Source organism: Comamonas endophytica, from assembly GCF_023634805.2.
In the GTDB taxonomy this organism is placed as follows: domain Bacteria; phylum Pseudomonadota; class Gammaproteobacteria; order Burkholderiales; family Burkholderiaceae_C; genus Comamonas; species Comamonas endophytica.
Window position 1 is genome coordinate 2,173,938 of the sequence record NZ_CP106881.1, and the last position, 25,788, is coordinate 2,199,725.

Sequence of the window (25,788 nt, forward strand, 5' to 3'; positions counted from 1 at the left end):
GGCGCGGCGTTGCAGCGTGAGTTTTATTGCATCGGCCCGTGAAACTTTGCGCCTCGCCCTCTGGACAATAATTGCAGCTGCTCCCTCAACGTCTATCCCCATGACCGCCACATCCGCAAATTCCTCCGCCCAGCTGCTGCAGGGCCTGCGCGCCATCGTCGGCGACAAGGCCTGCATGGAAGCTGCTGACGACATGCAGCCCTTCACCACCGACTACCGCAAGCTCTACCATGGCAAGGCGCTGGCCGTGGTGCTGCCCGCCACGACGCAGCAGGTCAGCGAGGTCATGGCGCTGTGCTTTCGGCACGGCGTGCCGGTGGTGCCGCAGGGCGGCAACACCTCGCTGATGGGCGGCGCCGTGCCCGATGCCGCGGGCGACGCGGTAGTGCTGAACCTGCGGCGCATGAACCAGGTGCAGGAGATCGATGTCGTCAACGACACGATGACGCTTTCGGCCGGTGTGACGCTGCAGGCGGCGCGCGCCGCGGCGCAAGAGGCCGGACGGCTGTTCCCGCTGCGCATCGGCTCGGAGGGCTCGTGCCAGATCGGCGGCAATCTCTCGACCAATGCCGGCGGCACCGCGGTGCTGCGCTACGGCAACATGCGCGACCTGACGCTGGGCATCGAGGCAGTGCTGCCCGACGGCCGCATTTACTCGTCGCTGCGCGGCCTGCGCAAGGACAACACCGGCTACGACCTCAAGCAGCTGTTCATCGGCTCCGAGGGCACGCTGGGCATCATCACCGCCGCCGTGCTCAAGCTGATGCCGCTGCCCGGCGCCACGGCCGCGGCCTGGATCGCGGTGCGCGACCCGCATGCGGCCGTCGAGCTGCTGACCGAGGCCAAGCGCGTGGCCGGGCAGGCGGTGACGGCCTTCGAGCTGATCTCCGGCCCGGCGCTGACGCTGGTGCTGGAATCCATGCCGCAGCTGAGCGCGCCGCTGCCTGAAACGCACGACTGGATGGTGCTGATCGAGCTGACCTCGGGCGGCGACGCCGAAGGCCTGGACGCGATGCTGATGGGCATCCTGGAGCAGGGCCTGGAGCGCGGGCTGGTGACGGACGCGGCCATTGCTGCCAGCCTGGCCGACACGCGCGCCTTCTGGCAGCTGCGCGAGGAGATCTCGGATGCGCAGACGCGCACCGGTGGCAGCATCAAGTGCGACATCTCGATTCCGCTGTCGAAGATCGCCGATTTCATTGCCGAGGCCTCGGCGCAGGTGCTGGCACTGGCGCCCGACGCGCGCATGGTGATCTACGGCCACATGGGCGACGGCAACGTGCACTTCAATCCGCTGCGGCCCAAGGACATGGCCGCGGCCGAATTCCTGGCGCAGAACTATGCGCGCGTCTCGCACGCCGTCGACGGGCTGGCCACCCGGCAGAACGGCTCGATCTCGGCCGAGCATGGCATCGGCGTCGCCAAGCGCGACGACCTGCTGGAATGCAAGTCGCCGGTGGAGCTGGAGCTGATGTGGCAGATCAAGCGGGCGCTGGATCCGGGGAATCTGCTGAATCCGGGGAAGGTGCTGCCGGGGGCGAAGGGTCTGGTTTGAATATGCGCGCGGGACGGGCATCAAAAACGTTCGTCCTGAGCTTGTCGAGGGATGGACGTCCGGCGTCTTGTTGAACCAAGGCACCTCCTTGCGGCGCATCAATCAAACGCAGATTGCGCCCCAAAACGCCCTTCGACAAGCTCAGGGCGAACGGTAGTTATTTGCTTGGAGCTCAGGGCGAACGGTAGTTATTTGCTTGGAGCTCAGGGCGAACGGTAGTTATTTGCTTGGAGCTCAGGGCGAACGGTAGTTATTTTGCTTGGAGCTCAGGGCGAACGGTAGTTATTTGCTTGGAGTCGGGGCGAACGGCACTTGCTTGCCTGGGGCGTCAGCGGTCAGCTTCCAATCATGACACCGCCTGCCCCAGCCACTGCGCAAACGCCGCGCACTCCCACCGGTCCATCGTTCCCGTATGCCAGCACAGATAGTGCGCATGCGGGCTCGGCACATCCAGGGGGAACAAGCGCACCAGCGTCCCATTGTCCAGCCACGGCGCCCCCAGCTTGAGGCGCACCGGCGCCACGCCCATGCCCGCGGCCGCGGCATCGCACAGCAGGCCGATGTCGTGGAACTGCGAGCCCTCGGCGGGCTCGGGCCAGTCGAGGCCGGCGGCCTCGAACCAGTTGCGCCAGGGCTCGAGCGGGCTGCGCAGCAGCGGCAGGCCTTCGAGGTCGGAGGGCTGCTCGAAGGGGCCATGGGCGCGCACGAAGGCCGGCGAGGCCAGCGGCGTGAGCACGTCGCGCGCGATCTCCATGTGCTCCATGTCGGCGTAATGGCCCGGGCCGAAGCGCACCGTGAGGTCGGCGTCCTCGGCCACCACGTCGAGCAGCGGAATGCTCACATGCAGCGCCAGATCGATCTCCGGATAGGCCTCGGTGAACTGGCTCAGCCGGGGAATCAGGATGCAGCGCGCGAAGGTCGGCGTCACGGCCAGCTTGAGCCGGCGCCGGCCGGGAACGCCGGCGCTGCCGGGAAAGCGCTGCAGCGCCCCGAGCCCCTCGCGCACGTGCGACAGGTAGGCGCTGCCCTCGCTGGTCAGCGAGAAATCGGCGCGCCCGAACAGCCGGCTGCCGAGCATCTGCTCGAGCTGGCGCACGCGGTGGCTGACGGCGCTGGGCGTCACGCACAGCTCATCGGCGGTCTGCGTGACGCTGCGCAGCCGCGCCAGCGCCTCGAAGGTCAGCAGGCACTGGATCGGCGGAATGCGCCGCGCCGCGCCGGGTGCAGGGGCCGCCGCCATGCTGCGCCCTTCAGCGGAAGACGACGGTCTTGTGGCCGTTGAGGATGACGCGGCGTTCGCTGTGCCACTTGACGGCGCGCGCCAGCACCTGGCTTTCGGTGTCGCGGCCGCGGGCCGTGAGGTCCTCGACGGTGTCGGTGTGGTCGGCGCGCGCCACGTCCTGCTCGATGATCGGGCCTTCGTCGAGGTCGGCCGTCACATAGTGGGCGGTGGCGCCGATCAGCTTCACGCCGCGGTCGTGCGCCTGGTAGTAGGGCTTGGCGCCCTTGAAGCTGGGCAGGAAGCTGTGGTGGATGTTGATGGCGCGGCCGGCGAGCTTGGTGCACAGGTCGTTGGACAGCACCTGCATGTAGCGCGCGAGCACCACCAGCTCGGCGCCTTCTGCCTCGATAATCTCGAACTGGCGCGCCTCGGCCTGGGCCTTGGTCGCTGCCGTCACGGGAATGTGGTGGAAGGGCACGTTGTAGCTGGCCGCGAGCTGGTAGAAGTCGCGGTGGTTGCTGATGATCGCGCGGATGTCGATGGGCAGCAGGCCGGACTTCCAGCGGAACAGCAGGTCGTTGAGGCAATGGCCCTCCTTGCTGACCAGCAGCACGGTCTTCATGCTCTCGGCCTGGGAATGCAGGCTCCAGCGCATGTCGAAGCGCGCGGCGAGTTCGGCCAGGGCGGTCTTGAGCGTGGCGGCGTCGGTCTGCGTGCAGGCGAACTGCAGGCGCATGAAGAACAGGCCGGTGGCGCTGTCGTTGAACTGCGCGGCTTCCTCGATGTTGCCGCCATGTTCCAGCAGGAAACCGGAGACGGCATGCACCAGCCCCAGTCGGTCGGGGCAGGATAGGGTAAGAATGTAGGCTTGGGTCATAGCCCTGCGATTGTCGCAGCAAGGGCCATTGGTTGTGGATTGAGGAAATAGATGCGAAAACAGGGCGCAGCCCGCCAGGCATGGCCGTACTGGATCTTGGGGCTGTACACGCTGACCGCACTGCTGTGGCTGGCGGGCAGCGGCACGGTGCTCGCGCACTGGAGCCAGGATCCGTGGCAGATCGCGCGCTGGAAGGATCTCCAGGGCTATGTCTCCATCGTGCTCAACGCCCTGATGGGCGCCTGGCTGCTGCGGCGCCTGCTGCGCTCCGAGGCGGTGCGCCGCGCGGCGCTGGAGCGCAGCCAGCGGCGCGAGCGCCAGGAAGAGGAGCGCCAGCGCCTGGCGGCCACCGTGGTCGACAACACCATCGAGGGCGTGGTGGTGACCGATGCCAAAAGCACCATCCTCTCGGTCAATGCGGCCTTCACGCGCCTGATGGGCTACTCCGAGCAGGAGATACTCGGCCAGACGCCGCGCATGTTCAAGTCCGGCCTGCATGACCAGGCCTTCTACGACGCGATGTGGGAGAGCATGCGCCGCACCGGCCACTGGCAGGGCGAGATCTGGAACCGGCGCAAGGATGGCGAGGCGTTTCCCGAGCGCATGTCGCTGAGCGCGGTCCACGACGGCACCGGGCGCGTGACGCATTACGTCTGCATGTTCACCGACATCTCCGCGGAGAAGGCACAGGCGCAGCGCCTGGAATACCTGGCGCACACCGACCCCCTGACCGGGCTGAACAACCGCGCCTGGTTCTGCCACCGGCTGGAGCAGGCGCTGCAGGGCGCGGCGGCCGCGTCCAGCCCGCTGACCGTGATGCTGCTCAACATCAGGCGCTTGCGCGATTTCAACGACAGCTACGGCCATGCCGTGGGCGACCAGGTGCTGTGCCATGTCGCCGCGCGCATGCAGGAGGTGCTGCGCCCGGGCGACCTGATCGGGCGCATGGCCGGCGACGAGATCGCCGTGGCCGCGCCGGGCCTGGGCAGCGAGGTCGACGCCGCGCAGCTGGCGCGGCGGCTGATCGCGGCCGCCGCGCAGCCCTGGCACACGCCCGGCGGCATGGAGGTGGTGGCCGGCGTGAGCGTCGGCATGTGCCTCTACCCGCACCATGCGGGCACGGCCAATGCGCTGCTGCAGGGCGCGCATTCCGCGGTGCATGCCGCGCGCCAGCACAACGGGCCCGACGCCTGGTGCTTCTTCCAGGAAGCGATGACCCATTCCGCGCGCGAGCGCCTGGAGCTCGAGGCGCGGCTGCGCCAGGCATTGGCCGAGGGCCACCTGCAGCTGTACTATCAGCCGCAGGTCGATATCGCCACCGGCCGGATCACGGGCGCCGAGGCGCTGCTGCGCTGGCTCGATCCGGTCGAGGGCCTGATCTCGCCCGCGCGCTTCATTCCCGTGGCCGAGAGCTCGGGCGTGATCGGCCCGATCGGCGAGTGGGTGACGCGCGAGGCCTGCGCGCAGGGCCAGCGCTGGCGCGAGATGGGGCTGCCCGGAATCACGCTGGCGGTCAATGTCTCGCTGCACCAGTTCCTGCTCACCGACCTGGTGGGCAGCACGCAGGCGGCGCTGGCCGACGCGGGCTTCCCGGCCGAGCAGTTCGAGCTGGAGATCACCGAGAGCGCGCTGGCCCAGGAGCCCGAGCAGGCGCTGCAGGTGCTGCGGCGCCTGCGCGGCCTGGGGCTGCGGCTGGCGATCGACGACTTCGGCACGGGCTACTCCTCGCTGGCCCATCTGAAGCGCTTTCCCCTCGACGTGCTGAAGATCGACCAGGGCTTCATCCGCGACATTCCGCAAAGCGCCGACGACATGGCGATCAGCGCCGCCGTCATCGCCATGGGCCACAGCATGGGCCTGACGGTGCTGGCCGAGGGCGTGGAGACCGCCGAGCAGCTGGAGTTCCTGCGCGCGCGCGGCTGCGACCATTTCCAGGGCTATCTGTGCAGCCGGCCGCTGCCGGCCGAAGGTTTCGAGCAACTGCTGCGCAGCAGCGGCGGTGTGGCGCTGGCGGACCGGCCATGCGCGTGAACTTCGCGCTGCGCGTCGTGCTGACCGGGGCCGGGGCCTGGGCCGCGGCCGAGCTGTTCCGCTGGTGGAACACGCCGCTGCCCTGGATGCTGGGCCCTCTGATCGCCACCTCGCTGGCCTCGATGGTCGGGGCGCAGACCGCCAGCTGGGGCGTGGCGCGCAATGGCGCGCAGTGGACCATCGGCGCGGCGCTCGGGCTTTATTTCACGCCGGCCGTGACCGCGCTCGTGGCCAGCATGTGGTGGGTGATTCTTTTGAGTATTGGCTGGGCGCTGCTGCTGGGCTGGCTGCTCGGCCTGTGGCTGTACCGCGTGCACGCGCCGCGCATGCCCGGCGTGCCGGCGCAGCGCATGCGCGCCACCTGCTATTTCGCGGGAGCGATCGGCGCGGCTTCGGAAATGACGCTGCTGTCCGAGCGCGAGAAGGCGCTGACCGAGCTGGTGGCATCGAGCCACACCCTGCGGCTGGTGATCGTCACGCTGGTGATTCCCTTCGCGCTGCAGTGGAGCGGCCTGCATGGCTCCTCGGGAGAATGGGCGGCGGCGCGCGCGGTGCATGGGCCGGGGCTGGCACTGCTGGCGCTGTGCACCGGCCTGGGGGCCTGGCTGATGCTGCGCCTGGACCGCGCCAATCCCTGGTTCCTGGGCGCGCTGCTGGCCTCGATGGGCCTGGCGATGTGCGGTCTGGAGCTGTCGGCCGTGCCGCAGCCGATGATGAATGCCGCCCAGCTGCTGATCGGCGTGAGCCTGGGCGTGCGCTTCCGGCGCGACTTCCTGCGCACGGCGCCGGCCTGGCTGGGCACGGTGGCCGTGGGCACCCTGGTGTTGATGGCCCTGTGCGCGGGATTTGCGGGCGCCGTGGCCTGGGCCACCGGCCAGCCGTGGGTCACCATGGTGCTGGCGACGGCGCCTGGCGGCATTGCCGAAATGGCGATCACCGCCAAGGTGCTGCAGCTGGGGGTGCCGGTGGTGACGGCGCTGCAGGTGTGCCGGTTGATGGCGGTGCTGTTGCTGGTGGAGCCGGTTTATCGGTGGCTCCATAAAGCGGGGCGGGAGGAAAGGCTGCCGGGATAACTGTAGGGCAGGCCCTTCATCCTTCGACGAGCTCAGGACGAACGGATATGGGACCTTCATCCTTCGATCCTTCGACAAGCTCAGGATCAGGACGAACGGATTATTCATAGCGCGGCGTTGCCTGAACCGTTCGCCCTGAGCTTGTCGAAGGGTGAACGGCCTCCTTCAAAAAGGATGCGCCGCTCTCAAGCCTATCACTCGCTCAATGAACCAGCACCGGGTTCTGCGCCAGCCCCGCATAGCTGTCCAGCGTGCTCTCCACCTCTTCCTGGGTGGGCGTCTGCTGCTGCCAGCCAAGGATGATCTTCTGGAACATCTCCGCCCAGGAGCCATCGAGATAGACCTCTTTGCCCGAGCGCTTGTCGACGATTTCAAAACCGTGGCGTGGCATCTGGATCTGCGTGGTGGCAAGCTCCTCGGCGGATTCGCCCTCGTCCATGGCCGGCAGGTCGGGCCGGATATGGAGCACCGCAAAAGTGTCGGAGTCGTATAGCGTCTGCATGGTGGTCCCCCCTGGTTGCAAAGTCTGGCTGTTGACAGTCATATGGCTGCAAAACGCCAGACTTCAAGCACCGCCGGCGGGGTCGCCGGCAAAAGGCGCTTGACCTCAGTATTCCACGGAATGGATCAGCGTGTGGCCTGCCCTGTATCAGGGCGGCGCGTGCGACTGTAGGCGCAGGTCGGCAAAGTTGCCGTCGCCCTGGGTCAGCCGGATGCGCGCCGGCAGATAGCCGAGCGAGGGCGCGAGCCACAGTGCGGCCTGCTGGTCGCGCGCGTGGCGCGGCAGGCGCTCGAGGTGCAGTGCCGGCAGCCTGCCCGCGGGCAGCTCCAGGTTCTCGATGGCGTGCACGCGGAAGGTCCAGCGCTCGGCATCGTTGCTGCCCACGGTGGTGAAGCTGATCTCGCTGCCCGGCGGATAGCGCTCGGGCGCCGCGGCCAGCAGCGCCGAGAGCTGGAAGAACACGCTGAGCCGGTCCTGCGCGCCGGGGCCGATGGGCGCGGGCGTGGCGGCGGGGGTGAAGCGTGCCTGCTGCGCGGCAAAGTCCAGCTCGGCGGATTTTTCCCGGCGGCCCTGGTCGGTGAAGCGCTGCGGCACCAGGCCCGCGGCCGTGATCTGCCCGCGGCTGCCCTGCGCGCGCGTGCCGACCAGGAAAGCCTTGATCTGCTGGCGCGCCTCGTAGCTGTGGCCGTCATGCTGCCACAGCAGTTCGGCGCTGGCGCGGTAGTCGAAACGCTGGGCCCGGCCCGCCACTTCAAACGTCAGGCGTGCAGGCGGCGGCAGCTGCACTTGCGCGCCATCGAGCGGTGCCGCCTTGCCGCCGGGGGCGGCCAGCTGCACGCCTTGCAGGGTTTCAGGCGGTGGCGGGGCCTGGGCTTCGGGGGGCGCTGCCGATTGCGCTGCAGCCACCTCGCTCGTCTCGGTGGGCGCAGCGGCTTCGGTGGACAGCGCTTCCTCGGGCGGTTCGGACGCAGCCGCTTCGGGCGCAGCTGCCGATTGCGCATCCTCCGGCAGCGGTGCCGGCAGGACGGGCGCAGCGGCCGGTTCCGGAGCCGCAACCTCCGGCGGTGCGGGCGGTGCGGGCGGTGCGGGCGGTGCGGGCGGTGCCGGCGGCTGAGGGCGGGGCTTGGCTTGCGGCACAGGAGCCGGTGCAGGAGCTGGAGGCGGCGGCGGTGCTGGAAGGGATACTGGAGGCGGCGGCGCAATGCTGCGCGTCATGAACGCCGGCGCGTCTGCCTGGATCTGTTCAGGAATGGCAGACGCGCTGGACCAGGCCGGCAGTTGCCACAGCAGCCATGCATGCGCCGCCAGCACGGCGGCGGTCAGGGGCAGCAGGGCACGCGCGCGCATCCAAAGCCTTCAATGGCCGGTATGGCCCAGGCCGCTATGGCCCAGGCCATGATGGCCCAGATCTGCCGACAATTGCTGCGCCGCCATGCGCAGCCGCGCGTCGATGGCGCCGCCATAGGCCGGGTCGAAGGTGGCAGCCGAGCCCAGCGTGGTGATGCCCATCACGATATGGCCCGAGGAATCGAACACTGGCGTGCAAAACGCCACGATGCCGGGCAGCAGCGTGTCGACCACGCGCGCCGTGCCCTGGGCGCGCACTTCACCCAGCATGGCCTGCAGGCCTTCGGGCGTGAGCGGCAGGTCGCTGCGGCCGAGCTGGCGCGCGCGCCGCGTTTCTTCCTCCAGCATGGGTGCGGTGATGTCCGCGGGAAGGTGCGCCGCAAAGCAGCGGCCCGTGGCCGACGACAGCAGCGGCATCACGTCGCCCAGGCGCAGGTTGGCGGTGACCGACTGCGCCGATTCCTCCCAGTGCACGATGGTCGGCCCATGGTTGCCCCAGACCGCCAGCGCCACGGTGTGCTGCAGCGCCTCGCGCAGCGCCGGCAGGCGCTCGCGCGCCAGGCGCACCGGATCGAGCCGGGTCAGCGCCGCCAGACCCAGCTGCAGGCTGGCCGGCCCCAGATCGTAGCGCGATGTGCTTGCATCCTGCACCACCAGGCCCAGGCGCTGGAAGCTCACCAGATAGCGGTGCGCCTTGGCGGCGCTCATGCCGGCCGCGGCCGCAGCCTCCTTGAGCATCAGCGGCGCGCGCGCCTGCGCCAGCCCCTGCAGCAGCGCAAAACCCACCTCGACCGACTGTATGCCCGCGCGTTCCTTGTTCATTGCACTAAAATCCACTCGTTTTGTTTAGGTAAACTGATTTACCCTATCGTAATTCGATTGCTGCCCCTGGCAGTTCCCTTTGCCCCTTCACGTTCAGCCTCCATGAAACTCGCTACTTACAAAGACGGCTCGCGCGACGGCCAGCTGGTTGTCGTCTCCCGCGATCTGGGCCTGGCCCATTATGCGACCGGCATCGCCAGCCGCATGCAGCAGGTGCTGGACGACTGGAACTTCATGGCGCCGCAGCTGCAGGACCTGTACCAGCAGCTCAACGCCGGCAAGGCGCCGCATGCCTTTGCCTTCAACCCCGAGCAGTGCATGGCGCCGCTGCCGCGCGCCTACCAGTGGGCCGATGGCTCGGCCTACCTGAACCATGTGGAGCTGGTGCGCAAGGCGCGCAACTCCGAGGTGCCGGCCACCTTCTATACCGATCCGCTGATGTACCAGGGCGGCGCCGATGATTTCATCGGGCCCTGCGACGACGTGGTGGTGCCCAGCGAGGCCATGGGCATCGACTTCGAGGCCGAGATCGCGGTGGTCACGGGCGACGTGCCGATGGGCAGCACGCCCACGCGCGCGCTGCAGGGCATCCGGCTGGTGATGCTGGCCAACGACGTCTCGCTGCGCAACCTGATTCCCGCCGAGCTGGCCAAGGGCTTCGGCTTCTTCCAGAGCAAGCCGGCCACGGCCTTTAGCCCGGTGGCGGTGACGCTCGATGAGCTGGGCGACGCCTGGGACGCGGGCCGCCTGCACCTGACGCTGGAGTCGACCTGGAATGGCCGCAAGGTCGGCATGTGCGAGGCCGGCCCGGAGATGACCTTCCATTTCGGCGAGCTGATCGCCCACATCTGCAAGACGCGCAACGTGCGCGCCGGCAGCATCGTCGGCAGCGGCACGGTGAGCAACAAGGGCGTGGGCGAGGGCAGCGCCATGCAGTGGCCCAAGGGCTACAGCTGCATTGCCGAGAAGCGCTGCATCGAGACCATCCAGAGCGGCCAGCCCGCGACCGAGTTCATGAAGTTCGGCGACACCATCCGCATCGAGATGAAGGACCGTGCCGGCCAGAGCATCTTCGGCGCCATCGACCAGGCCATCGTCGCGCCCGAATCCGCCGGTTCCGACGACTGACGCAGCGCGGGCGCGCAGGACCGGCACCGCAGAGTGCCGGCCAGCGCCACCGGAGACCGCATTCACCGGCCCACGCAGCCATTTTTTCCCGAGGAGACAAACCATGCAACGCAGACATTTCCTGGCCGCGCTGGCGGCCGCTGCCGCCGTGCCGCTGGCGCAGGCGCAGAACTGGCCGGACCAGCCGATCCGCTGGGTCGTGCCCTATCCGCCGGGCGGTGGCACCGACGTGCTGGCGCGCACCGTGGCCGAGGCCATGCGCCCGGCCCTGGGCCAGAGCATCGTGATCGAGAACAAGCCCGGCGCCTCGACCAATATCGGTGCCCAGCAGGTGGCGACGGCGCGCCCCGATGGCTACACCATCATGTCGGCGGACAATGCCGTGCTGGCCTACAACGAGCATCTGTTCGGCAAGCTTCCCTTCAGCCCGGAAAAGGACTTCACCTATGTGGGCGGCATCAGCCGCTTTCCGCTGGCGCTGGTGGTGCACCCGGACTTCCAGGCGAAGACGCTGCAGGAGTTCCTGGCCTACGCGCGCGCCAACCCGGGCAAGGTGAACTACGCCTCGCCCGGCAACGGCTCGCCGCACCACCTGGCGATGGAGATGTTCAAGGCGCGCACCCGCACCTTCCTCACGCACATCCCCTACCGCGGCGCGGCCCCGGCCGTGGCCGATGTGATGGGCGGCCAGGTGCCGTGCATGTTCATCGACCTGGCGGCGGGCCTGCCGATCATCCAGTCGGGCAAGCTGCGCGCGCTGGCCATCGGCTCGGCGCAGCGCATTGCCAGCCTGCCGCAGCTGCCGACGCTGGCCGAGGCCGGCGTGGCCGACACCGAAGTGTTCGCCTTCCAGGGCATCCTGGGACCGAAGAACCTGCCCGCGCCCATCGTGCAGCGGCTCAACGCCGAGCTCAACAAGGCGCTCGCCAGCCCGGCCGTCGTCAAGCGCATGCAGGACTTCGGCATGGAGGCACTGCCCGGTACGCCTGAACAATTCCGCGCCATGGCGCGTGCCGAGGCCAAGCGCTGGGGCGAGGTGATCCGGCAGGCCGGCATCAAGCTCGATTGAGTCTGCTCCCTGCGAGAATGGGGTTTGGGCGCGGCTTCGGCTGCGCCACCATTTCCAGGAGAGCCAGATGCTGAATTTCGATTTCACCAACCCCACGCGCATTGTTTTCGGCGAGGGCGTCATCGCCCGGCTGGGCAAGCTGCTGCCCGAGGCGGCGCAGGTGCTGATCGTGACCGGCAGCGGCAGCGCCGAGAAGAACGGCACGCTGGCCGAGGTGCGCGCCGCGCTGGGCGAGCGCCGGCACGAGACCTTCACCGGCATCGAGCCCAACCCCACGCTGGAAACCGCAATGCGCGCCGTCGCGCAGTTCCAGCAGGGCGGCTTCGACTACCTTCTCGCCGTCGGTGGCGGCTCGGTGATCGATGCCGTCAAGTTCATTGCTGCAGCCGTGCGCCTGCCCGGCGCCGACCCGGCTGCCGCCTGGGAGCTGGTGCGCAAGGGCGGGCGCAGCGTGGCCCAGGCCGCGCCGCTGGGCGTGGTGCTGACGCTGCCGGCCACGGGTTCCGAGATGAACAACGGCGGCGTGCTGACCCACGCGGCCGAAGGCGCGAAGCTGCCGTTCTCGAACCGACTGCTGTTTCCGCAGTTCGCGCTGCTCGACCCCACCAAGACCTATACCCTGCCCACGCGCCAGCTGGCCAACGGCGTGGTCGATGCCTTCGTGCACACCATGGAGCAGTACCTGACCTACCCGGTCGATGCGCGCGTGCAGGACCGCTTTGCCGAAGGCCTGCTGCAGACGCTGATCGAGATCGGCCCGCGCGTGGTGCAGGCCGAGACGCCCGACTACGCCGACCGGGCTAACCTGGTATGGAGCGCGACGCTGGCGCTCAACGGCCTGATCGGCGCCGGCGTGCCGCAGGACTGGTCCACGCACATGATCGGCCACGAGATCACGGCGCTCCACGGCATCGACCATGCGCGCACGCTGGCGATCGTGCTGCCGGCGATGATGGACGCGCGCCGCGACCAGAAGCACGCCAAGCTGCTGCAGTACGCCGAGCGCGTCTGGGGCATCACCGAGGGCTCGGAGGAGGGGCGCGTGAACGCCGCGATCACGCAGACGCGCAACTTCTTCGAGGGGCTGGGGGTACCTACGCGGTTGTCGGCTTATGACCTGGGGCCTGAAACTGCAGACGCGGTGGTGGCGCAGCTGGAGAAGCACGGGATGGTGGCGCTTTCGGAGCATCGGGATATCGATGCGCGGAAGGCAAGGGAGATTCTGGGGCTGGCGATTTGAGGCTGCGCGCTCCATTGGAGGCGGGGCCGTCCATCCTTCGATCCTTCGACAAGCTCAGGATCAGGACGAACGTTCAAGAACCCGTCCAGCCTTCGATCCTTAGACAAGCGCAGGCTCAGGGCGAACGTTCAAGAACCCGTTCGTCCTGAGCCTGTCGAAGGATGTCTAAGTTCAAAAGGAAGGCTCAGGCCACCGCCACCTGCACTGCACAGTCGTAAAAACTCGGCGCCCGCCCCAGGTCCGTCAGGTGCTGGTGCGTCAGCTCATTCACATTGGTCCCGTTGGCCCCATCCTTGCGCCACCAGATCCCCAGCCCGATGACCAGCCCCTCGCGCGCGCGGCCGTTGAGGCTGGCGTGGCACAGGTGCTCGCCGCGCGCGTTGAACACGCGAACCAGCGCGCCGTCTTCGATGCCGCGCGCGGCCGCGTCCCGCGGGTGCATCTCCAGCAGCGGGCGGCCTTCGGCGTTGCGCAGCTGGCGCACGTTCACGAAGGTGCTGTTGAGGAAGTTGCGCGCCGGCGGGGAGATCATGGCCAGCGGGTAGGGGCCCTGCGGGTCGGGCAGCTCGTGGTTGGGCAGGTAGTCGGGCAGCGGGTTGATGCCCTGCGCCTCGAGACGCGCGCTGAAGAATTCGCACTTGCCCGAAGGCGTGGCGAAGCCGCCCTCGGCAAAGGGCGCGTCGGGCACGGGCAGATGCGCGAAGCCGGTGGCCAGCAGCTGCTCGTAGTCGACCTGGGCGGGATCGAGCGCCTGGCGGCACAGCGCTTCATCGCTGTCGGCAAAGCAGGGCGCGGCAAAGGCCGGGTCGTGCGCGGCCATGTGTGCTGCCAGTTCGCGGAAGATCTGCGCGTTGCTTTTCGCCTCTCCCACGGGCGCGATCGCCGGGCGGTTGAGCAGCACGTCGGTATGGCCGTAGCTGCCGTGGATGTCCCAGTGCTCGAGCTGCGTCGTGGCCGGCAGCACGTAGTCGGCGTGGTCGGCGGTGTCCGTGAGGAAGTGCTCGATGACCACCGTGAACAGGTCCTCGCGCGCAAAGCCGCGCGCCACCTTGGCGGATTCGGGCGCGACGGCCACGGGGTTGCTGTTGTAGACCACCAGCGCCTCGATGCGCGGGCCGAATTCCGCGCCGCCGGGCTCGAGCAGCGCGTTGCCGATGGTGCTCATGTTGACGGTGCGCGGGCGGCGCGCGCCCAGCAGCTCGGGCATCTGCAGCGCCGCGCGGCGCGCCGGCAGGGCCGCCGATGACGACAGCAGCAGCCCGCCGGCGCGATGCCGCCAGGCGCCGGTGAGCGCCGGCAGGCAGGCAATCGCGCGCACCGCGTTGCCGCCGCCGCGCGCGCGCTGCACGCCGTAGTTCAGGCGGATCGCGGCGCGCGCGGTCGTGCCGTAGGCGCGCGCCAGTTCGATGATCTGTTCCACCGGCAGGCCGCAGACGGCCGCCGCGCGCTCGGGCGGCCATTGCAGCGCGCGCTCGCGCAGTGCCTCCCAGCCCAGCGTGTGGCGCGCGATGTAGTCGTGGTCGAGCCAGTCGTTGCGGATCAGCTCGTGCATCAGCGCCAGCGCCAGCGCGGCGTCGGTGCCGGGGCGCAGCTGCAGGTGCTCGTGGCATTTCTCGGCGGTCTCGGAGCGGCGCGGGTCGATGCAGACGAGGCGCGCGCCGGCGCGCTTGGCGGCCTGGGCGTAGCGCCAGAAATGCAGGTTGCTGCCGATGCTGTTGCTGCCCCAGATCACGATCAGCTGGCTCTCGGCGAAGAACTGCACGCGCATGCCGATCTTGCCGCCATAGGTCTGCATGAGCGCTTCGCCGCCGGCGCTGGCGCAGATGGTGCGGTCGAGCAGCGAGGCGCCGAGCTGGTGGAAGAAACGCCGGTCCATGCTCTCGCCCTGCACCAGTCCCATGGTGCCGGCGTAGCTGTAGGGCTGGATGGCCTCGGGCGCGCGCTGCGCGATGGCATGCAGGCGCCGCGCGATGTCGCCCAGCGCCTCGTCCCACGACACCGGCGTGAACTGCCCGCTGCCCTTGGGGCCCGTGCGCTTGAGCGGCGTCAGCACGCGCTCTTCGTGGTAGGTGCGCTCGGGGTACTTGCTGACCTTGGCGCAGAGCACGCCGTCGGTCTGGGGATGGTCTGGATTGCCCTGCACGCGCGTGGCCACGCCATCGACCACGGTGGTCAGCAGGGCGCAGGTATCGGGGCAGTCATGCGGACAGGCGCCGCGCACGTGGGTGGCGGGGCCGGAAAGGGCGGACGGGCTGAGAGTGAAGGACATGGTGCGGAGCGTGCGAGCGGTCGAAGCGCCGCCATTGTCCCGCATGCGCGGCACCCGGGGCAGCATGGTCGGGAATGGGGGTGGCGGCCGCCGCTTGCCGCGACAATGGCCGCAGGAGGTTTTTTCCGCATGCCGTTGATTGAAGAGATCGTTGAAGAGGCCGGGGAGATGGCGGCGCTGCGCCGTGACATCCACGCCCATCCCGAACTGAGCTTTGAAGAGGTGCGCACCGCCGACCTGATTGCCGCGCGGCTCGCCGAGTGGGGCATTCCCGTGCACCGCGGCCTGGGCAAGACCGGTGTGGTTGGCATTGTGCATGGGCGCGACGCGGGCGCCTGCGGCCGCGCGCTGGGCCTGCGCGCCGACATGGACGCGCTGCCGATGCAGGAGGGCAACCGCTTTGCGCACGCGAGCCGGCACGCGGGCAAGATGCATGGCTGCGGCCATGACGGGCATGTCGCGATGCTGCTGGCCGCGGCCCGGTATCTGGCGCGGCACCGCGATTTCGACGGCACGATCTACCTCATCTTCCAGCCGGCGGAGGAGGGCGGCGGCGGCGCGCGCGAGATGATCCGCGACGGGCTGTTCACGCGCTTTCCGATGCAGGCGGTGTTCGGCATGCACAACTGGCCCGGCATGGCCGAAGGGCAGATGGCGGTGAGCCCGGGACCGGTCATGGCGTCGAGCAACGAGTTCCGCATCACGGTGCGCGGCAAGGGCGGGCATGCGGCCATGCCGCACCTGGTGCTCGACCCGGTGCCGGTGGCGGCGCAGATCATCCTGGCGCTGCAGACCATCGTCAGCCGCAACCTCAAGCCCGTCGATGCGGGCGTGATCTCGGTGACCATGGTGCATGGCGGCGAGGCCAACAATGTGGTGCCCGACAGCGTGCAGCTCGAGGGCACGGTGCGCACCTTCTCGCTGGCCGTGCTGGACATGGTCGAGCAGCGCATGCGTCAGGTGGTCGAGGGCATCTGCGCGGCGCAGGGCCTGCAGTCGGAATACGCGTTCGAGCGCGAATACCCGCCGACCATCAATTCCGCGCCCGAGGCGGCGCTGGCGCGCAAGGTGATGCAGCGCGTGGCGGGCGCGGATCAGGTGCTGGACCAGGAGCCGACCATGACCGCCGAGGACTTCGCCTTCATGCTCCAGGAAAAGCCCGGCGCCTACTGCTTCATCGCCAATGGCGCGGGAGCGGGCGCCCACCGCGCGCCGGGGCATGGCGCCGGGCCCTGCATGCTGCACAACCCGAGCTATGACTTCAACGACCGGCTGATTCCGCTGGGGGCGACGTTCTGGGTGGAGCTGGCAAAGGAGTGGCTGGCGGAGCCTACGCGCTGAAAATATCGCCTCGTTCCGGGTTTTCAGGAGTCATGGCGTAACTCGGACATGCTTGGTTTGTTGCAGGGCCGCACGCTATCCATCCGTTCGTCTGATCCTGAGCCTGCCTGGGCGGCCCCGTCGAAGGATCGAAGGATGGACGGCCTGCCCTCTATCGGAGAGCAGGACGTTCATGGTTCGACGGGCTCACCACGAACGGTTAGGCCTGCGCCAGCAACTCATCGAACTGCGCATTGATCTTGGACTCGATCTTGTCCTTGAACATCGCCGCCAGGAAACCCAGCTCGGCCTGCAGTTCCAGCGCGCTGGCCGTCACGCGCAGCTGGCCGTCGACGCCGTTGCCGCTGAAGCGCAGCAGGTCCTCGGTGTCGCCGCTGGCATAGTCGCATTGCACGCCGAATTTCTCGGTGGCCTTTTCGCCCCAGCGCCGGGCCTGCGCGCGGGCGGCGGCAAGGCCCAGGGTGTGGGTGCGGGAAATCTGGATGTCAGGCAAGGGTTAGTCCGGGTGAAGTGGCGGTTGGGGCTGCGCGCAGCGGTGGCTACACTCGATCTGTCGCATCCACCGATTCTAAGGAGCAACCTGCATGTCCGAACTGAACACTGCCTTTGAAGACGCCGTGGCCCGCTCGAAGGACCTGAGCGAGCGCCCCGACAACGCCACGCTGCTCCGGATCTACGCCCTGTACAAGCAGGCCACGCAGGGCGACAACGAGGACGACAAGCCCAGCTTCAGCGACATGGTGGCGCGCGCCAAGTGGGACGCCTGGGAAAAGCTCAAGGGCACCGACAGCGATGCCGCGCGCGAGCAGTACATCGAGCTTATTGACTCTTTGGGCTGAGGGGCGCGGCGCCCGTGTCGCACTGCGCGGGCGGCGCATCCGGCATCAGCGCGCACAGCGCCTGCAGCCGCGCGGCTTCGGGCTGGCGTGACAGTTCCTCGACCGCGCGGTGGAACGCGGCCCAGGGCTCGGCCTGGGCCGACTGCTGCGCGAACAGCGCGGTGAATGCCGGCACCCAGAGGTCGTAGGCCGACAGTGCGCCAAAGGAGGCATTGTTGGCCTCGGCCACCCAGCGGTCCAGGCGCTGCAGCGACTGCGCGGCGGCATCCGGGCGCGCGGCCAGTTCGGGCGCTGCCAGCCACTGCGCGCGCAGCACCGCGTATCGCGCGCGGAAATCCTCCAGGATGGCGGCCTTCGCGGCCAGCACATCGGCGGGCGGCTGCGCATACAGCGCCTCCAGCGCCTGGCGCGTGCCGTGCGCGAGGGCGCGGTATTGCGTGCGCCGCTGCTGGGCGGCCTGCCAGGCGGGCGTGGCGGCGGCCGTTGCCGTGGCCGATTGCCGCAGCCAGGCCTGGGTGCCCAGCTGCTCCACGGCCGTGGCATAGGATTCGTTGAACGCCATGTCCCCGGGCAGATAGACGCGCTGGTGCGCCAGCTCGTGGAACAGCAGGCCCACCAGTTCGCCCTCGGGCCAGCGCACGAAGGTGTCGAGCAGCGGATCGCCGCCCAGCCAGTTGAAATAGCCCAGCGTCGAATACGCGGGCACCGGGTAGACATGGACATCGAGGCCGCGCGCCGCCAGCAGCGCGCCCTGGGCCTGCGCATCGGCCAGCGCGAAATAGCCGCGGTAGCCCACGCAGCCGGCCACCGGGAAGCACCACTGGTGCAGCTCCAGCGCATCGGGCGGCGCGGCCGTGACGTTCCATACCGCAGCCGGGCGCTGCAGCGCGGCATAGCGGCGGTAGCTGGCGTTGTCGGGCAGGGCCAGCGCCTGGCTGGCGAAATCGCGCGCCTGGCGCGCCAGCAGCAGCTGGCTGCGCAGCGCGGGCGCGAGGTCCTGCTGCTCGAGCCAGTCCGCGACCGGCCGCGCCGCATGCAGCATCTGCAGCTGGCCGCGCGCGCCCTGCCAGTAATAACCGATATCCGGCACCGCGCAGCCGGCCAGCAGGGCGCAAAACACGGTTCCCGCCAGGGCTCTGGCGCCGCGCTGCGCCCAGGGCCTGACTACACTCATGGCTTCATTCACGCTGTTTTCCCCCGATCCGATGGACTTCTTCACGTTGGCAATCATTGTCACCATTGCCGTTTATGTGCTCAAGCGCCAGGACCAGCGCCGGCGCACGCGCCTGCTGGCCGAATACCTGGGCCGGCTGCAGATCGAAAAGCTCATGGGCAGCCTGATCGAAGGCTACCTGCGCGCGCTGGGCGAGAGCGACCTGCAGCGCCGCACCCAGGTCTGGGCGCTGCTGGAGGGCACGGAAAAGAGCCTGGCCGACCAGTTCCAGCGCTTCGCCGAGGACTTCGCGCGCGCCCCGGCCGAGCAGGTGCGCGTCAGCACGCTGCCGCTGGCGCTGCCCTACGTCGAGCGCATCTATCCGCAGGGCAGCTTCGACATGCGCGACATGGTGAAGCTGCATGCCCGCAGCATCGGCGCCGTGCAGGTCCATGCCGCGCAAGACGACGAGGAGCGCCGCCGGCGCGCCTTCATGCTGACGGCCGAGATCTTCCTGATGCAGCACAGCTGCCACTGGTTCTGCAAGTCGCTGACGGTGGCTTCCGTGCGGCTGCTGGCGCGCCACCAGACCAGCTACGAACAGGTGCTGGCCGCGGTCTCGCCGGCCACGCGCAAGAGCTATCTGCAGCTGATCGGTAAGCGTTAACGCGGCGCGGGTCTGCCGGACAAAGCCGATCGTCGCCTCAGGTTTGCCGCAATTGCCGGCGCCTGCATGCCCGCCAGAATGGTGGCGTCATGAAAAACCTCATCGATACCCTCGAGTCCCGGCTGGCCCCGCTGCCTGTCGCCATGGCGGTGGAGCTGCCCTCGGGCAAGCGGGTCGGCAAGCCCCAGGCCGAGGTGACGCTGCGTTTTCGTTCGCTGGCGCCGCTGACGGCGCTGGCCGCCGGCCATATAGGCACGCTGGGCGCGGCCGTGGTCGAAGGCCAGGTGGAGCTCGAGGGGCGCGTGCGCGACATCATGCGCGCGGCCTCGGCGCTGCTGCAGTCCGACCCGGTGCGCGGCACGTCCGGCTGGTGGTCGCAGATCATGGCGCGCACGCGCTCGATGGCGCTGCATACGCTGGCGCGCGATGCCGAGCAGATCGAGTTCCACTACGACCTGTCCGATGATTTCTATGCGCTCTGGCTGGATCCGCGGCGCGTCTATTCCTGCGCCTATTTCCGGGAGCCGGGCATGGGCCTGGCGCAGGCCCAGGAGGCCAAACTCGACCATATCTGCCGCAAGCTGCAGCTGCGCGCGGGCGAGAGCTTCCTCGACATCGGCGCGGGCTGGGGCGGTCTGCTGCTGTGGGCCGCCGAGCATTACGGGGTGCAGGCCCGGGGCATCACGCTGTCGCGCAACCAGCACGCCTACGTGCAGCAGCTGATCGCGGCGCGCGGGCTGCAGGAGCGGGTGCGGATAGAGCTGCGCGACTACCGCCAGCTGCCGCCCGACACCGCCTTCGACAAGATTGCCTCGGTCGGCATGTTCGAGCATGTGGGCCACGCGCAGATGCCGGCCTACGCGCAGACCGTGCACCGTCTGCTGCGCCCCGGCGGGTTGGCGCTGCTGCACGGCATCACCGCGGGCGGCGTGGACAATGCGCAGGTCGGCGCGGGCATGGGCGAATTCATCGGCCGCTATATCTTTCCCGGCGGCGAGCTGCTGCACGTGAGCCGGGTGCTGCACGCGTTTGCGCAGGGCGGGCTGGAGATGTGCGACACGGAGAACCTGCGGCCGCATTACGCACGCACGCTCTGGGCCTGGTCCGACGCGCTGGAAGCCCGGCTGCCCGAGGCACAGCGTATCCTTGCCGAACAGACCGACAGCGAGCGCGGCGCGCGCGCGCTGCGCGCCTACCGGCTGTACCTGGCCGGCTGCGCCATGGGTTTCGAGCGCGGCTGGATCGCGCTGCACCAGATGCTCGTGGCCCGCCCCGACGGCCAGGTGGACGGCGGTGCACTGCCCGGCGCCCGGTCGGAGTACCCTTTCAACCGCGAATACATGTACCGCAAAGGAATCGCATGCCCTACAAGTTCAAGTCCCGTGCCACCGCCGATCTGATCATGCTGGACGCCACCGCGCGCCGCCTGCTGGATATCCTCGGCAAGGACACCACTGGCCACGGCATCATCACCGTGGAGCAGATCCCGGGCGCCATCGCCGCGCTGGAGCAGGCGGTGCAGCGCGAGGAGGAGCAGCGCGCCGCGGCCAAGGAAACGCAGGATGCCGATGAAGATGCGCAAAGGGACGAGGCGCCCGCGGGTGCCTGGGACCCGGTAAGCCTGCGCCAGCGCACGGCGCCGTTCCTGGACATGCTCAAGCGCAGTGCGGCACAGGGGCGGGAGGTGACTTGGTGAGGGTGAATCTGTAGAGTCGACTTCACCACAGGGAAACCATGCGCGCGTTCTTGAGGGCAGGCCCTTCACCCTTCGACGGGCTCAGGCGAACGGTCGAACCGTTCGTGGTGAGGCTGCCTGGGCGGCCCCATCGAACCATGAACGGCCTGCCCTCAGGATCAGTATCTGCTTTTCCTTGGTGGCGCCGGACTCACATGTCTCCGGCAAAAAAAAGCCAGCCCGAAGGCTGGCTTTCCTGAAATGAAACGAGATCAGTCCGCGTAAGCACCCGCAGCCTGAATCACCTTGCCCCAGGTCGCAATCTCCGACTGCACGAACTTCTTGTGTCCTTCGGGCGTGACGCGGTCGTCCGAAGCGATCACCGCGCCCAGCTGCTCTTCCTTGCGGATGAAGTCGGCTTCCTTGAGCGCCAGGCGCATCGCGTCGTTGATCTTCTTGGTCACGGCGGCAGGCGTGCCCTTGGGCGCGTACAGGCCGTGCCACACGGTGACCTGGAAGTTCTTCAGGCCGCTTTCGTCCAGCGTGGGCAGGGACTTGAGCGCCGGCGTGGTCAGGCGCTTGGGCGTCGTGACGGCATAGGCCTTGACCTTCTTGGACTCGATCTGCGCCGTGGTGTTGGTGGTCTGGTCGCACAGCAGGTCGACCTGGTTGCCCATCAGATCGGCAATCGCGGGGGCCGCGCCCTTGTAGGGCACGGGGGTCATTTCGGTCTTCAGCGTCGACTGCAGCATCAGGCCGCACAGGTGCGAGGCCGAGCCGACGCCGGCGTTGGCCAGGTTGACCTTGCCCGGGTTCTTGCCGATCCAGCTGATCAGGTCCTTGTAGTTGTCGGCGGGCAGCGTGGGCTTGCCGATCAGCGTCATTGGCACATCGTTGATGATGCCCAGGTACTCGAAATCGTTGACCACGTTGAACGACAGCTTGCGGTACAGCGAAGGCACGGTGGCCATGCCGATGTGGTTGAGCAGCAGCGTGTAGCCGTCGGGATTGGCGCGCGCCACTTTGGCGATACCGATGGCGCTGCCGGCGCCGGCGGAGTTGTCGATCACGATGGTGGCGTTGTTCAGATGCTTGCGCATCGACTCGGCCAGATCGCGCGCCACGCGGTCGGTCGGGCCGCCGGCGGTGAAGGGCACCACGATGGTGATGCTCTTGCCCGCGGCGGGGAAGTCCTGGGCTTGAACTCCGGTGGCGGCAACGGCAGCCAGGGCGATAGTGGCCAGCTTAAACAACTTCTGCATGAATAGGCTCCTTAGGGGATGCTCATGATAAGAACGTTTGTTCGATTTACTTACATCGAAAAATAAGTGTTTTCCCTGTAAGTACCCACTTCGAACAGCTCATTTCAACGGAAACTCAGCGGTAGCTTCTTGCGTCCTCGATCACCACGCCGTCGTTGGGCAGCGCGCCGGGCGCCAGCGGCTGCACTTCGCAGCGCAGTTTGGTCAGTTCACGCACGCAATCTCCGATCTGGCGCAGCAATCCGGCGTCGGATTCCCGTGTCTCCACCAGCAGTTCCATCGTGTCGCTGGCCATCTCGCCGCGCACCACGAGGCGCGCGCGCAGTACCTGTTCGAAGCGCTGCACGACCTGGTTGACCTGCGAGGGATGCACGAACATGCCGCGCACCTTGGTGGTCTGGTCGGCACGGCCCATCCAGCCGCGGATGCGGGTGTTGGTGCGGCCCGTGGGGCAGGCGCCGGGCAGCACCGCCGACAGGTCGCCGGTGCCGAAGCGCACCAGCGGATAGCCGGGGTTGAGCGTGGTCACCACCAGTTCGCCAACCTCGCCCTCGGGCACGGGATCGTTCGTGCCCGGGCGCACGATCTCGACGATCACGTTCTCGTCGACCACCAGGCCCTCGCGCGCCGAGGTCTCATAGGCGATCAGCCCCAGGTCGGCCGTCGCATAGCACTGGTAGCCCTCGACGCCCCGCTCCGCCAGCCAATCGCGCAGCGAAGGCGGGAAGGCCTCGCCCGAGACCAGCGCCTTGCGCAGGCTCGGCAGCCCCTGGCCCTGGCTGTGCGCCTTCTCCATCAGGATGCGCAGGAAGCTGGGCGTGCCGATGTAGCCCGCAGGGCGCAGGTCGGCAATGGCCTGCACCTGCTGCTCGGTCTGGCCCGTGCCCGCCGCGAACACCGTGCAGCCCAGCGCCTGGGCGCCGGTCTCCATCATCGCGCCCGCGGGCACGAAGTGGTAGCTGAAGCTGTTGTGCACCAGCTCGCCGGCGCGAAAGCCGGCGGCATGGATGGCGCGCGCCATGCGCCAGTAGTCGCGCCCGCAGCCCTCGGGCTCGTAGATGCCGCCGGGGCTGGAAAACACGCGCGGCATCCGCGCGCCAAAGGCCAACGCGCTGAAGCCGCCAAAGGGGCCCTGAGCGCGCTGGGCCAGCTGGCGCTCGAGCAGTTGCGATTTGCGCGTCACGGGCAGCCTGGCGAGCGCGGCGCGCGAACTCACGGTTGCAGCGTCGATGCCCCGCAGGATCTCGGCAAACGCGGGCGAGGCCTGCTGGGCGTGCGCGATCTGGCGCGGCAGGGCGGACATCAGGGCCTGCTCGCGTTCCTCGGGGGAGCGCGCTTCAAGAGCGTCGTAGTGGTCGGTCATGGACAAATTCCTTGCACCCTTCGACAAGCTCAGGGTGAACGGCGGAGGGGAAGCAGTCTCGAGGCGAGCGGTGGTCTAGCCGTTCGTCCTGAGCCTGTCGAAGGATGAACGTCCATGCTCGATGCAAAGACATATACGGCTCACGCCAGCCAGCGCTTGCGCCGCTTGTAGCTCTTCACATCCCTGAAGCTCTTGCGCTCGCCGCCGCCCATGCCCAGGTAGAACTCCTTGACATCCTCGTTGTTGGCAAGTTCCGAGGCCGGGCCGTCCATGACGATGCGGCCGCTTTCCATGATGTAGCCGTAGTCGGCGTAGCGCAGCGCCATGCTGGTGTTCTGCTCGGCCAGCAGGAAGGTGACCTGCTCGCGCGCGTTCAGGTCCTTGACGATGTTGAACACTTCCTCGACGATCTGCGGCGCCAGGCCCATCGAGGGCTCGTCGAGCAGCACCATGCGCGGGTTGCTCATCAGCGCGCGGCCGATAGCGCACATCTGCTGCTCGCCGCCCGAGGTGTAGGCGGCCTGCGAATGGCGCCGCGTCTTGAGCCGCGGGAAATAGGTATAGACCTTCTCCAGGTTGGCGGCGATCTCGCCCGCGTCGCTGCGCGTGTAGGCGCCGGTGAGCAGGTTCTCCTCGATGCTCAGGTGCGCGAAGCAGTGCCGGCCCTCCATGACCTGCACCACGCCGCGCCGCACCAGGTCGGAGGGCGTGAGGTTTGCTATCTGCTCGCCCTCGAGCGCGATCGTGCCCTTGGTGACTTCGCCGCGCTCGCCCCTGAGCAGGTTGGAGATGGCGCGCAGCGTGGTCGTCTTGCCCGCGCCGTTGCCGCCAAGCAGCGCGACGATGCTCCGGCGCGGCACCTGCAGCGACACGCCCTTGAGCACCAGGATCACATGGTTGTAGATGACCTCGATGCCGTTGACCACAAGCAGCGGCTCGGCAGGGGGCGTAGTTGTTTGGGACATGGTGCGGCCTCTGGAGAATGACGGAAAGCAGGGGGCGCCGGCCCGCTGGAGGACCGGCGCCGGCCGCCCTTAGTTGCAGCTGCGTGCCTTGACGTTCTTTTCCCTGGCGTACTTGTCGGCGTACTCCTTGACCAGCGGCTCGACCATGCTCTTGTCGCCCTGGTACCAGTCGGAGACCACGTTCCACTTGGCTCCGTCCCACTGCGCGATGCGCGACCAGTCGGTGCCCAGGTGGTTGGAGCAGCTGGTCTGGATCGGGCGCAGGATCTTGCCGAAGCCCAGCGCGTTGAGCCTGTCCTGCGTCAGGTTCAGGTTCTCCAGGCCCCAGCGCACCTGCTCGGGCGTCATGACCTTGCCCTTGCCGTATTTCTCCTGCGCGGTGCGGATCGCCTCGACCTGCAGCATCGAGATCACCATGCCGCGCGTGTGGGCCATGCTGCCCACGCTGGCGACATTGGCCGCCGTGCCCTGGCTCTTGTCGTAGACCAGGCTCTTGACCTCGTCATGCACCTTGTCGCGCTCGGCCGTGTTGTGGATGGTCACGGTGTTGTAGCCCTTGGCGCCCGCGCCGATGTCCTTGACGTCGTGGTCCGAGCCGGCCCACCAGATGGCATAAATTTTGTCGCGCGCGAAGTTGGTGGCCTGCGCTTCGCGAATCGCCGTGGGCGTCATGACGCCCGCCGACCACAGCAGCACGTAGTCGGGGCGCTGCTGGCGCACCTGCAGCCAGGTCGACTTCTGCTCGACGCCGGGCGCCGTCACCGGCAGCAGCATCAGCTGGAAGCCCTCCTTCTCGGCGCGCTTTTGCAGCAGCGGAATCGGCTCCTTGCCGTAGGGCGAGTCGTGGTAGACCAGCGCGATCTTCTTGCCCTTGAGGCTGCCCTTCTCCTTCTTCAGGATGTCCTGGATGATGGAGTCGGCCGCGGTCCAGTAGTTGCCCAGCAGCGGGAAGTTCCACTCGAACACCGCGCCGTTGGCCGACTGCGACAGGCCGTAGCCGACGGTGACGATGGGGCGCTTGTCGCCCGGGGCCTTGTCGCTCACCGCGAAGGTGATGCCGGTGGATTGCGGATCGAACCCGGCGGCGCCGCCGTCCTTGTTCTTCAGGCGCTCGTAGCATTCGACGCCCTTGGCCGTGTCGTAGGCGGTCTCGCACTCCTCGTAGGCGATCTTCACGCCATTGACGCCGCCCTTGGCGTTGACCAGCTTGAGATAGTCCTGCTTGCCGTCGGCCCAGGGAATGCCCAGCGGGGCGAACTGGCCGGTGCGGTAGACCAGCAGCGGCACGAACTGGTCCTGCGCGTGGACCATGGGGGCCGCCGTCAGCGCCCCGAATCCCAGGGCGGCGGTGGCGGCGGCAAGCGCGGCTTTCTTCAACATCATGCTTT

The 25,788-nt window shown here is 68.3% G+C and carries 23 protein-coding genes; 11 read left to right on the forward strand and 12 right to left on the reverse strand.

The annotated features are described in order from the left end of the window. Positions 1-100: 100 nt before the first annotated feature. Positions 101-1,555: an FAD-binding oxidoreductase gene (locus tag M9799_RS09780; protein WP_231041490.1), complete on the forward strand. Its 1,455-nt coding sequence runs from the start codon at positions 101-103 to the stop codon at positions 1,553-1,555. 346 nt (positions 1,556-1,901) lie between these two features. Here M9799_RS09780 and M9799_RS09785 read toward each other — a convergent pair whose 3' ends face one another. Continuing rightward, a complete protein-coding gene (locus M9799_RS09785) occupies positions 1,902-2,795 on the reverse strand; it encodes a LysR substrate-binding domain-containing protein (RefSeq protein ID WP_231041491.1) in 894 nt (297 codons plus the stop codon). 10 nt (positions 2,796-2,805) lie between these two features. After that, positions 2,806-3,654 carry a formyltetrahydrofolate deformylase gene (gene purU, locus M9799_RS09790; RefSeq protein WP_231041492.1) on the reverse strand — a complete coding sequence of 283 codons (849 nt, stop codon included), beginning with the start codon at positions 3,652-3,654 and terminating at the stop codon, positions 2,806-2,808. 51 nt (positions 3,655-3,705) lie between these two features. On the opposite strand from purU, the gene M9799_RS09795 reads away from it, so the two are divergent. Beyond that, positions 3,706-5,685 carry a putative bifunctional diguanylate cyclase/phosphodiesterase gene (locus tag M9799_RS09795; RefSeq protein WP_231041493.1) on the forward strand — a complete coding sequence of 660 codons (1,980 nt, stop codon included), beginning with the start codon at positions 3,706-3,708 and terminating at the stop codon, positions 5,683-5,685. Continuing rightward, positions 5,676-6,758, forward strand: a complete 1,083-nt coding sequence (locus M9799_RS09800) for an AbrB family transcriptional regulator (RefSeq protein ID WP_231041494.1) — start codon at positions 5,676-5,678, stop codon at positions 6,756-6,758. The genes M9799_RS09795 and M9799_RS09800 overlap by 10 nt, the downstream gene beginning before the upstream one ends. A 202-nt stretch (positions 6,759-6,960) precedes the next feature. Here the strand turns inward: M9799_RS09800 and M9799_RS09805 are convergent, their stop codons facing one another. The 3 genes from M9799_RS09805 to M9799_RS09815 form a co-directional block, all read right to left on the reverse strand. Beyond that, positions 6,961-7,260: a BTH_I0359 family protein gene (locus M9799_RS09805; protein ID WP_231041495.1), complete on the reverse strand. Its 300-nt coding sequence runs from the start codon at positions 7,258-7,260 to the stop codon at positions 6,961-6,963. Positions 7,261-7,407: 147 nt separating this feature from the next. Beyond that, positions 7,408-8,607 (reverse strand): DUF3108 domain-containing protein, encoded by a 1,200-nt coding sequence (locus M9799_RS09810; RefSeq protein ID WP_231041496.1) that lies wholly within the window; start codon positions 8,605-8,607, stop codon positions 7,408-7,410. 9 nt (positions 8,608-8,616) lie between these two features. Next, positions 8,617-9,429: an IclR family transcriptional regulator gene (locus tag M9799_RS09815; protein ID WP_231041497.1), complete on the reverse strand. Its 813-nt coding sequence runs from the start codon at positions 9,427-9,429 to the stop codon at positions 8,617-8,619. Positions 9,430-9,531: 102 nt separating this feature from the next. Here M9799_RS09815 and M9799_RS09820 point away from each other — a divergent pair, with 102 nt between their 5' ends. The 3 genes from M9799_RS09820 (at position 9,532) to M9799_RS09830 (ending at position 12,866) form a co-directional block, all read left to right on the forward strand. Beyond that, positions 9,532-10,557: a fumarylacetoacetate hydrolase family protein gene (locus M9799_RS09820; protein WP_231041498.1), complete on the forward strand. Its 1,026-nt coding sequence runs from the start codon at positions 9,532-9,534 to the stop codon at positions 10,555-10,557. Between the two features lie 103 nt (positions 10,558-10,660). After that, the gene (locus tag M9799_RS09825; RefSeq protein WP_231041499.1) at positions 10,661-11,626 is read left to right on the forward strand and encodes a Bug family tripartite tricarboxylate transporter substrate binding protein; all 966 of its coding nucleotides are present in this window, start codon (positions 10,661-10,663) and stop codon (positions 11,624-11,626) included. A gap of 67 nt (positions 11,627-11,693) precedes the next feature. Next, a complete protein-coding gene (locus M9799_RS09830) occupies positions 11,694-12,866 on the forward strand; it encodes an iron-containing alcohol dehydrogenase (protein ID WP_231041500.1) in 1,173 nt (390 codons plus the stop codon). A 184-nt stretch (positions 12,867-13,050) separates the two neighbouring features. On the opposite strand, the gene M9799_RS09835 is transcribed toward M9799_RS09830, so the two are convergent. Further along, positions 13,051-15,135 (reverse strand): molybdopterin-containing oxidoreductase family protein, encoded by a 2,085-nt coding sequence (locus M9799_RS09835; protein WP_231041501.1) that lies wholly within the window; start codon positions 15,133-15,135, stop codon positions 13,051-13,053. A gap of 129 nt (positions 15,136-15,264) precedes the next feature. On the opposite strand from M9799_RS09835, the gene M9799_RS09840 reads away from it, so the two are divergent. Continuing rightward, positions 15,265-16,476, forward strand: coding sequence for a M20 aminoacylase family protein (locus tag M9799_RS09840; protein WP_231041502.1), 1,212 nt, complete (start codon positions 15,265-15,267; stop codon positions 16,474-16,476). Between the two features lie 199 nt (positions 16,477-16,675). On the opposite strand, the gene M9799_RS09845 is transcribed toward M9799_RS09840, so the two are convergent. Beyond that, on the reverse strand, positions 16,676-16,969 hold the full coding sequence (locus tag M9799_RS09845) for a polyhydroxyalkanoic acid system family protein (RefSeq protein ID WP_231041503.1): 294 nt from the start codon (positions 16,967-16,969) through the stop codon (positions 16,676-16,678). Between the two features lie 91 nt (positions 16,970-17,060). On the opposite strand from M9799_RS09845, the gene M9799_RS09850 reads away from it, so the two are divergent. After that, on the forward strand, positions 17,061-17,315 hold the full coding sequence (locus M9799_RS09850; protein WP_231041504.1) for an acyl-CoA-binding protein: 255 nt from the start codon (positions 17,061-17,063) through the stop codon (positions 17,313-17,315). On the opposite strand, the gene M9799_RS09855 is transcribed toward M9799_RS09850, so the two are convergent. Next, complete coding sequence (locus M9799_RS09855; protein ID WP_231041505.1) at positions 17,296-18,489, reverse strand: aminopeptidase; 1,194 nt, start codon at positions 18,487-18,489, stop codon at positions 17,296-17,298. The genes M9799_RS09850 and M9799_RS09855 overlap by 20 nt on opposite strands. 31 nt (positions 18,490-18,520) lie before the next feature. On the opposite strand from M9799_RS09855, the gene M9799_RS09860 reads away from it, so the two are divergent. The 3 genes from M9799_RS09860 to M9799_RS09870 all read left to right on the forward strand — a co-directional run bounded on the left by M9799_RS09860 (position 18,521) and on the right by M9799_RS09870 (position 20,831). Next, positions 18,521-19,135, forward strand: coding sequence for a hypothetical protein (locus M9799_RS09860; protein WP_231042152.1), 615 nt, complete (start codon positions 18,521-18,523; stop codon positions 19,133-19,135). An 89-nt stretch (positions 19,136-19,224) separates the two neighbouring features. Continuing rightward, a complete protein-coding gene (locus M9799_RS09865) occupies positions 19,225-20,535 on the forward strand; it encodes a class I SAM-dependent methyltransferase (protein ID WP_231041506.1) in 1,311 nt (436 codons plus the stop codon). Beyond that, complete coding sequence (locus M9799_RS09870; RefSeq protein ID WP_231041507.1) at positions 20,496-20,831, forward strand: DUF1840 domain-containing protein; 336 nt, start codon at positions 20,496-20,498, stop codon at positions 20,829-20,831. The genes M9799_RS09865 and M9799_RS09870 overlap by 40 nt, the downstream gene beginning before the upstream one ends. A gap of 251 nt (positions 20,832-21,082) precedes the next feature. On the opposite strand, the gene M9799_RS09875 is transcribed toward M9799_RS09870, so the two are convergent. The 4 genes from M9799_RS09875 to M9799_RS09890 form a co-directional block, all read right to left on the reverse strand. Then, on the reverse strand, positions 21,083-22,072 hold the full coding sequence (locus tag M9799_RS09875) for a tripartite tricarboxylate transporter substrate-binding protein (protein WP_231041508.1): 990 nt from the start codon (positions 22,070-22,072) through the stop codon (positions 21,083-21,085). 115 nt (positions 22,073-22,187) lie between these two features. Then, positions 22,188-23,435, reverse strand: coding sequence for a phenylacetate--CoA ligase family protein (locus M9799_RS09880; RefSeq protein ID WP_231041509.1), 1,248 nt, complete (start codon positions 23,433-23,435; stop codon positions 22,188-22,190). Between the two features lie 140 nt (positions 23,436-23,575). Further along, positions 23,576-24,400 carry an ABC transporter ATP-binding protein gene (locus tag M9799_RS09885; RefSeq protein ID WP_231041510.1) on the reverse strand — a complete coding sequence of 275 codons (825 nt, stop codon included), beginning with the start codon at positions 24,398-24,400 and terminating at the stop codon, positions 23,576-23,578. A 69-nt stretch (positions 24,401-24,469) separates the two neighbouring features. Then, a complete protein-coding gene (locus M9799_RS09890; protein WP_231041511.1) occupies positions 24,470-25,783 on the reverse strand; it encodes an ABC transporter substrate-binding protein in 1,314 nt (437 codons plus the stop codon). Between the last annotated feature and the right edge of the window lie 5 nt (positions 25,784-25,788).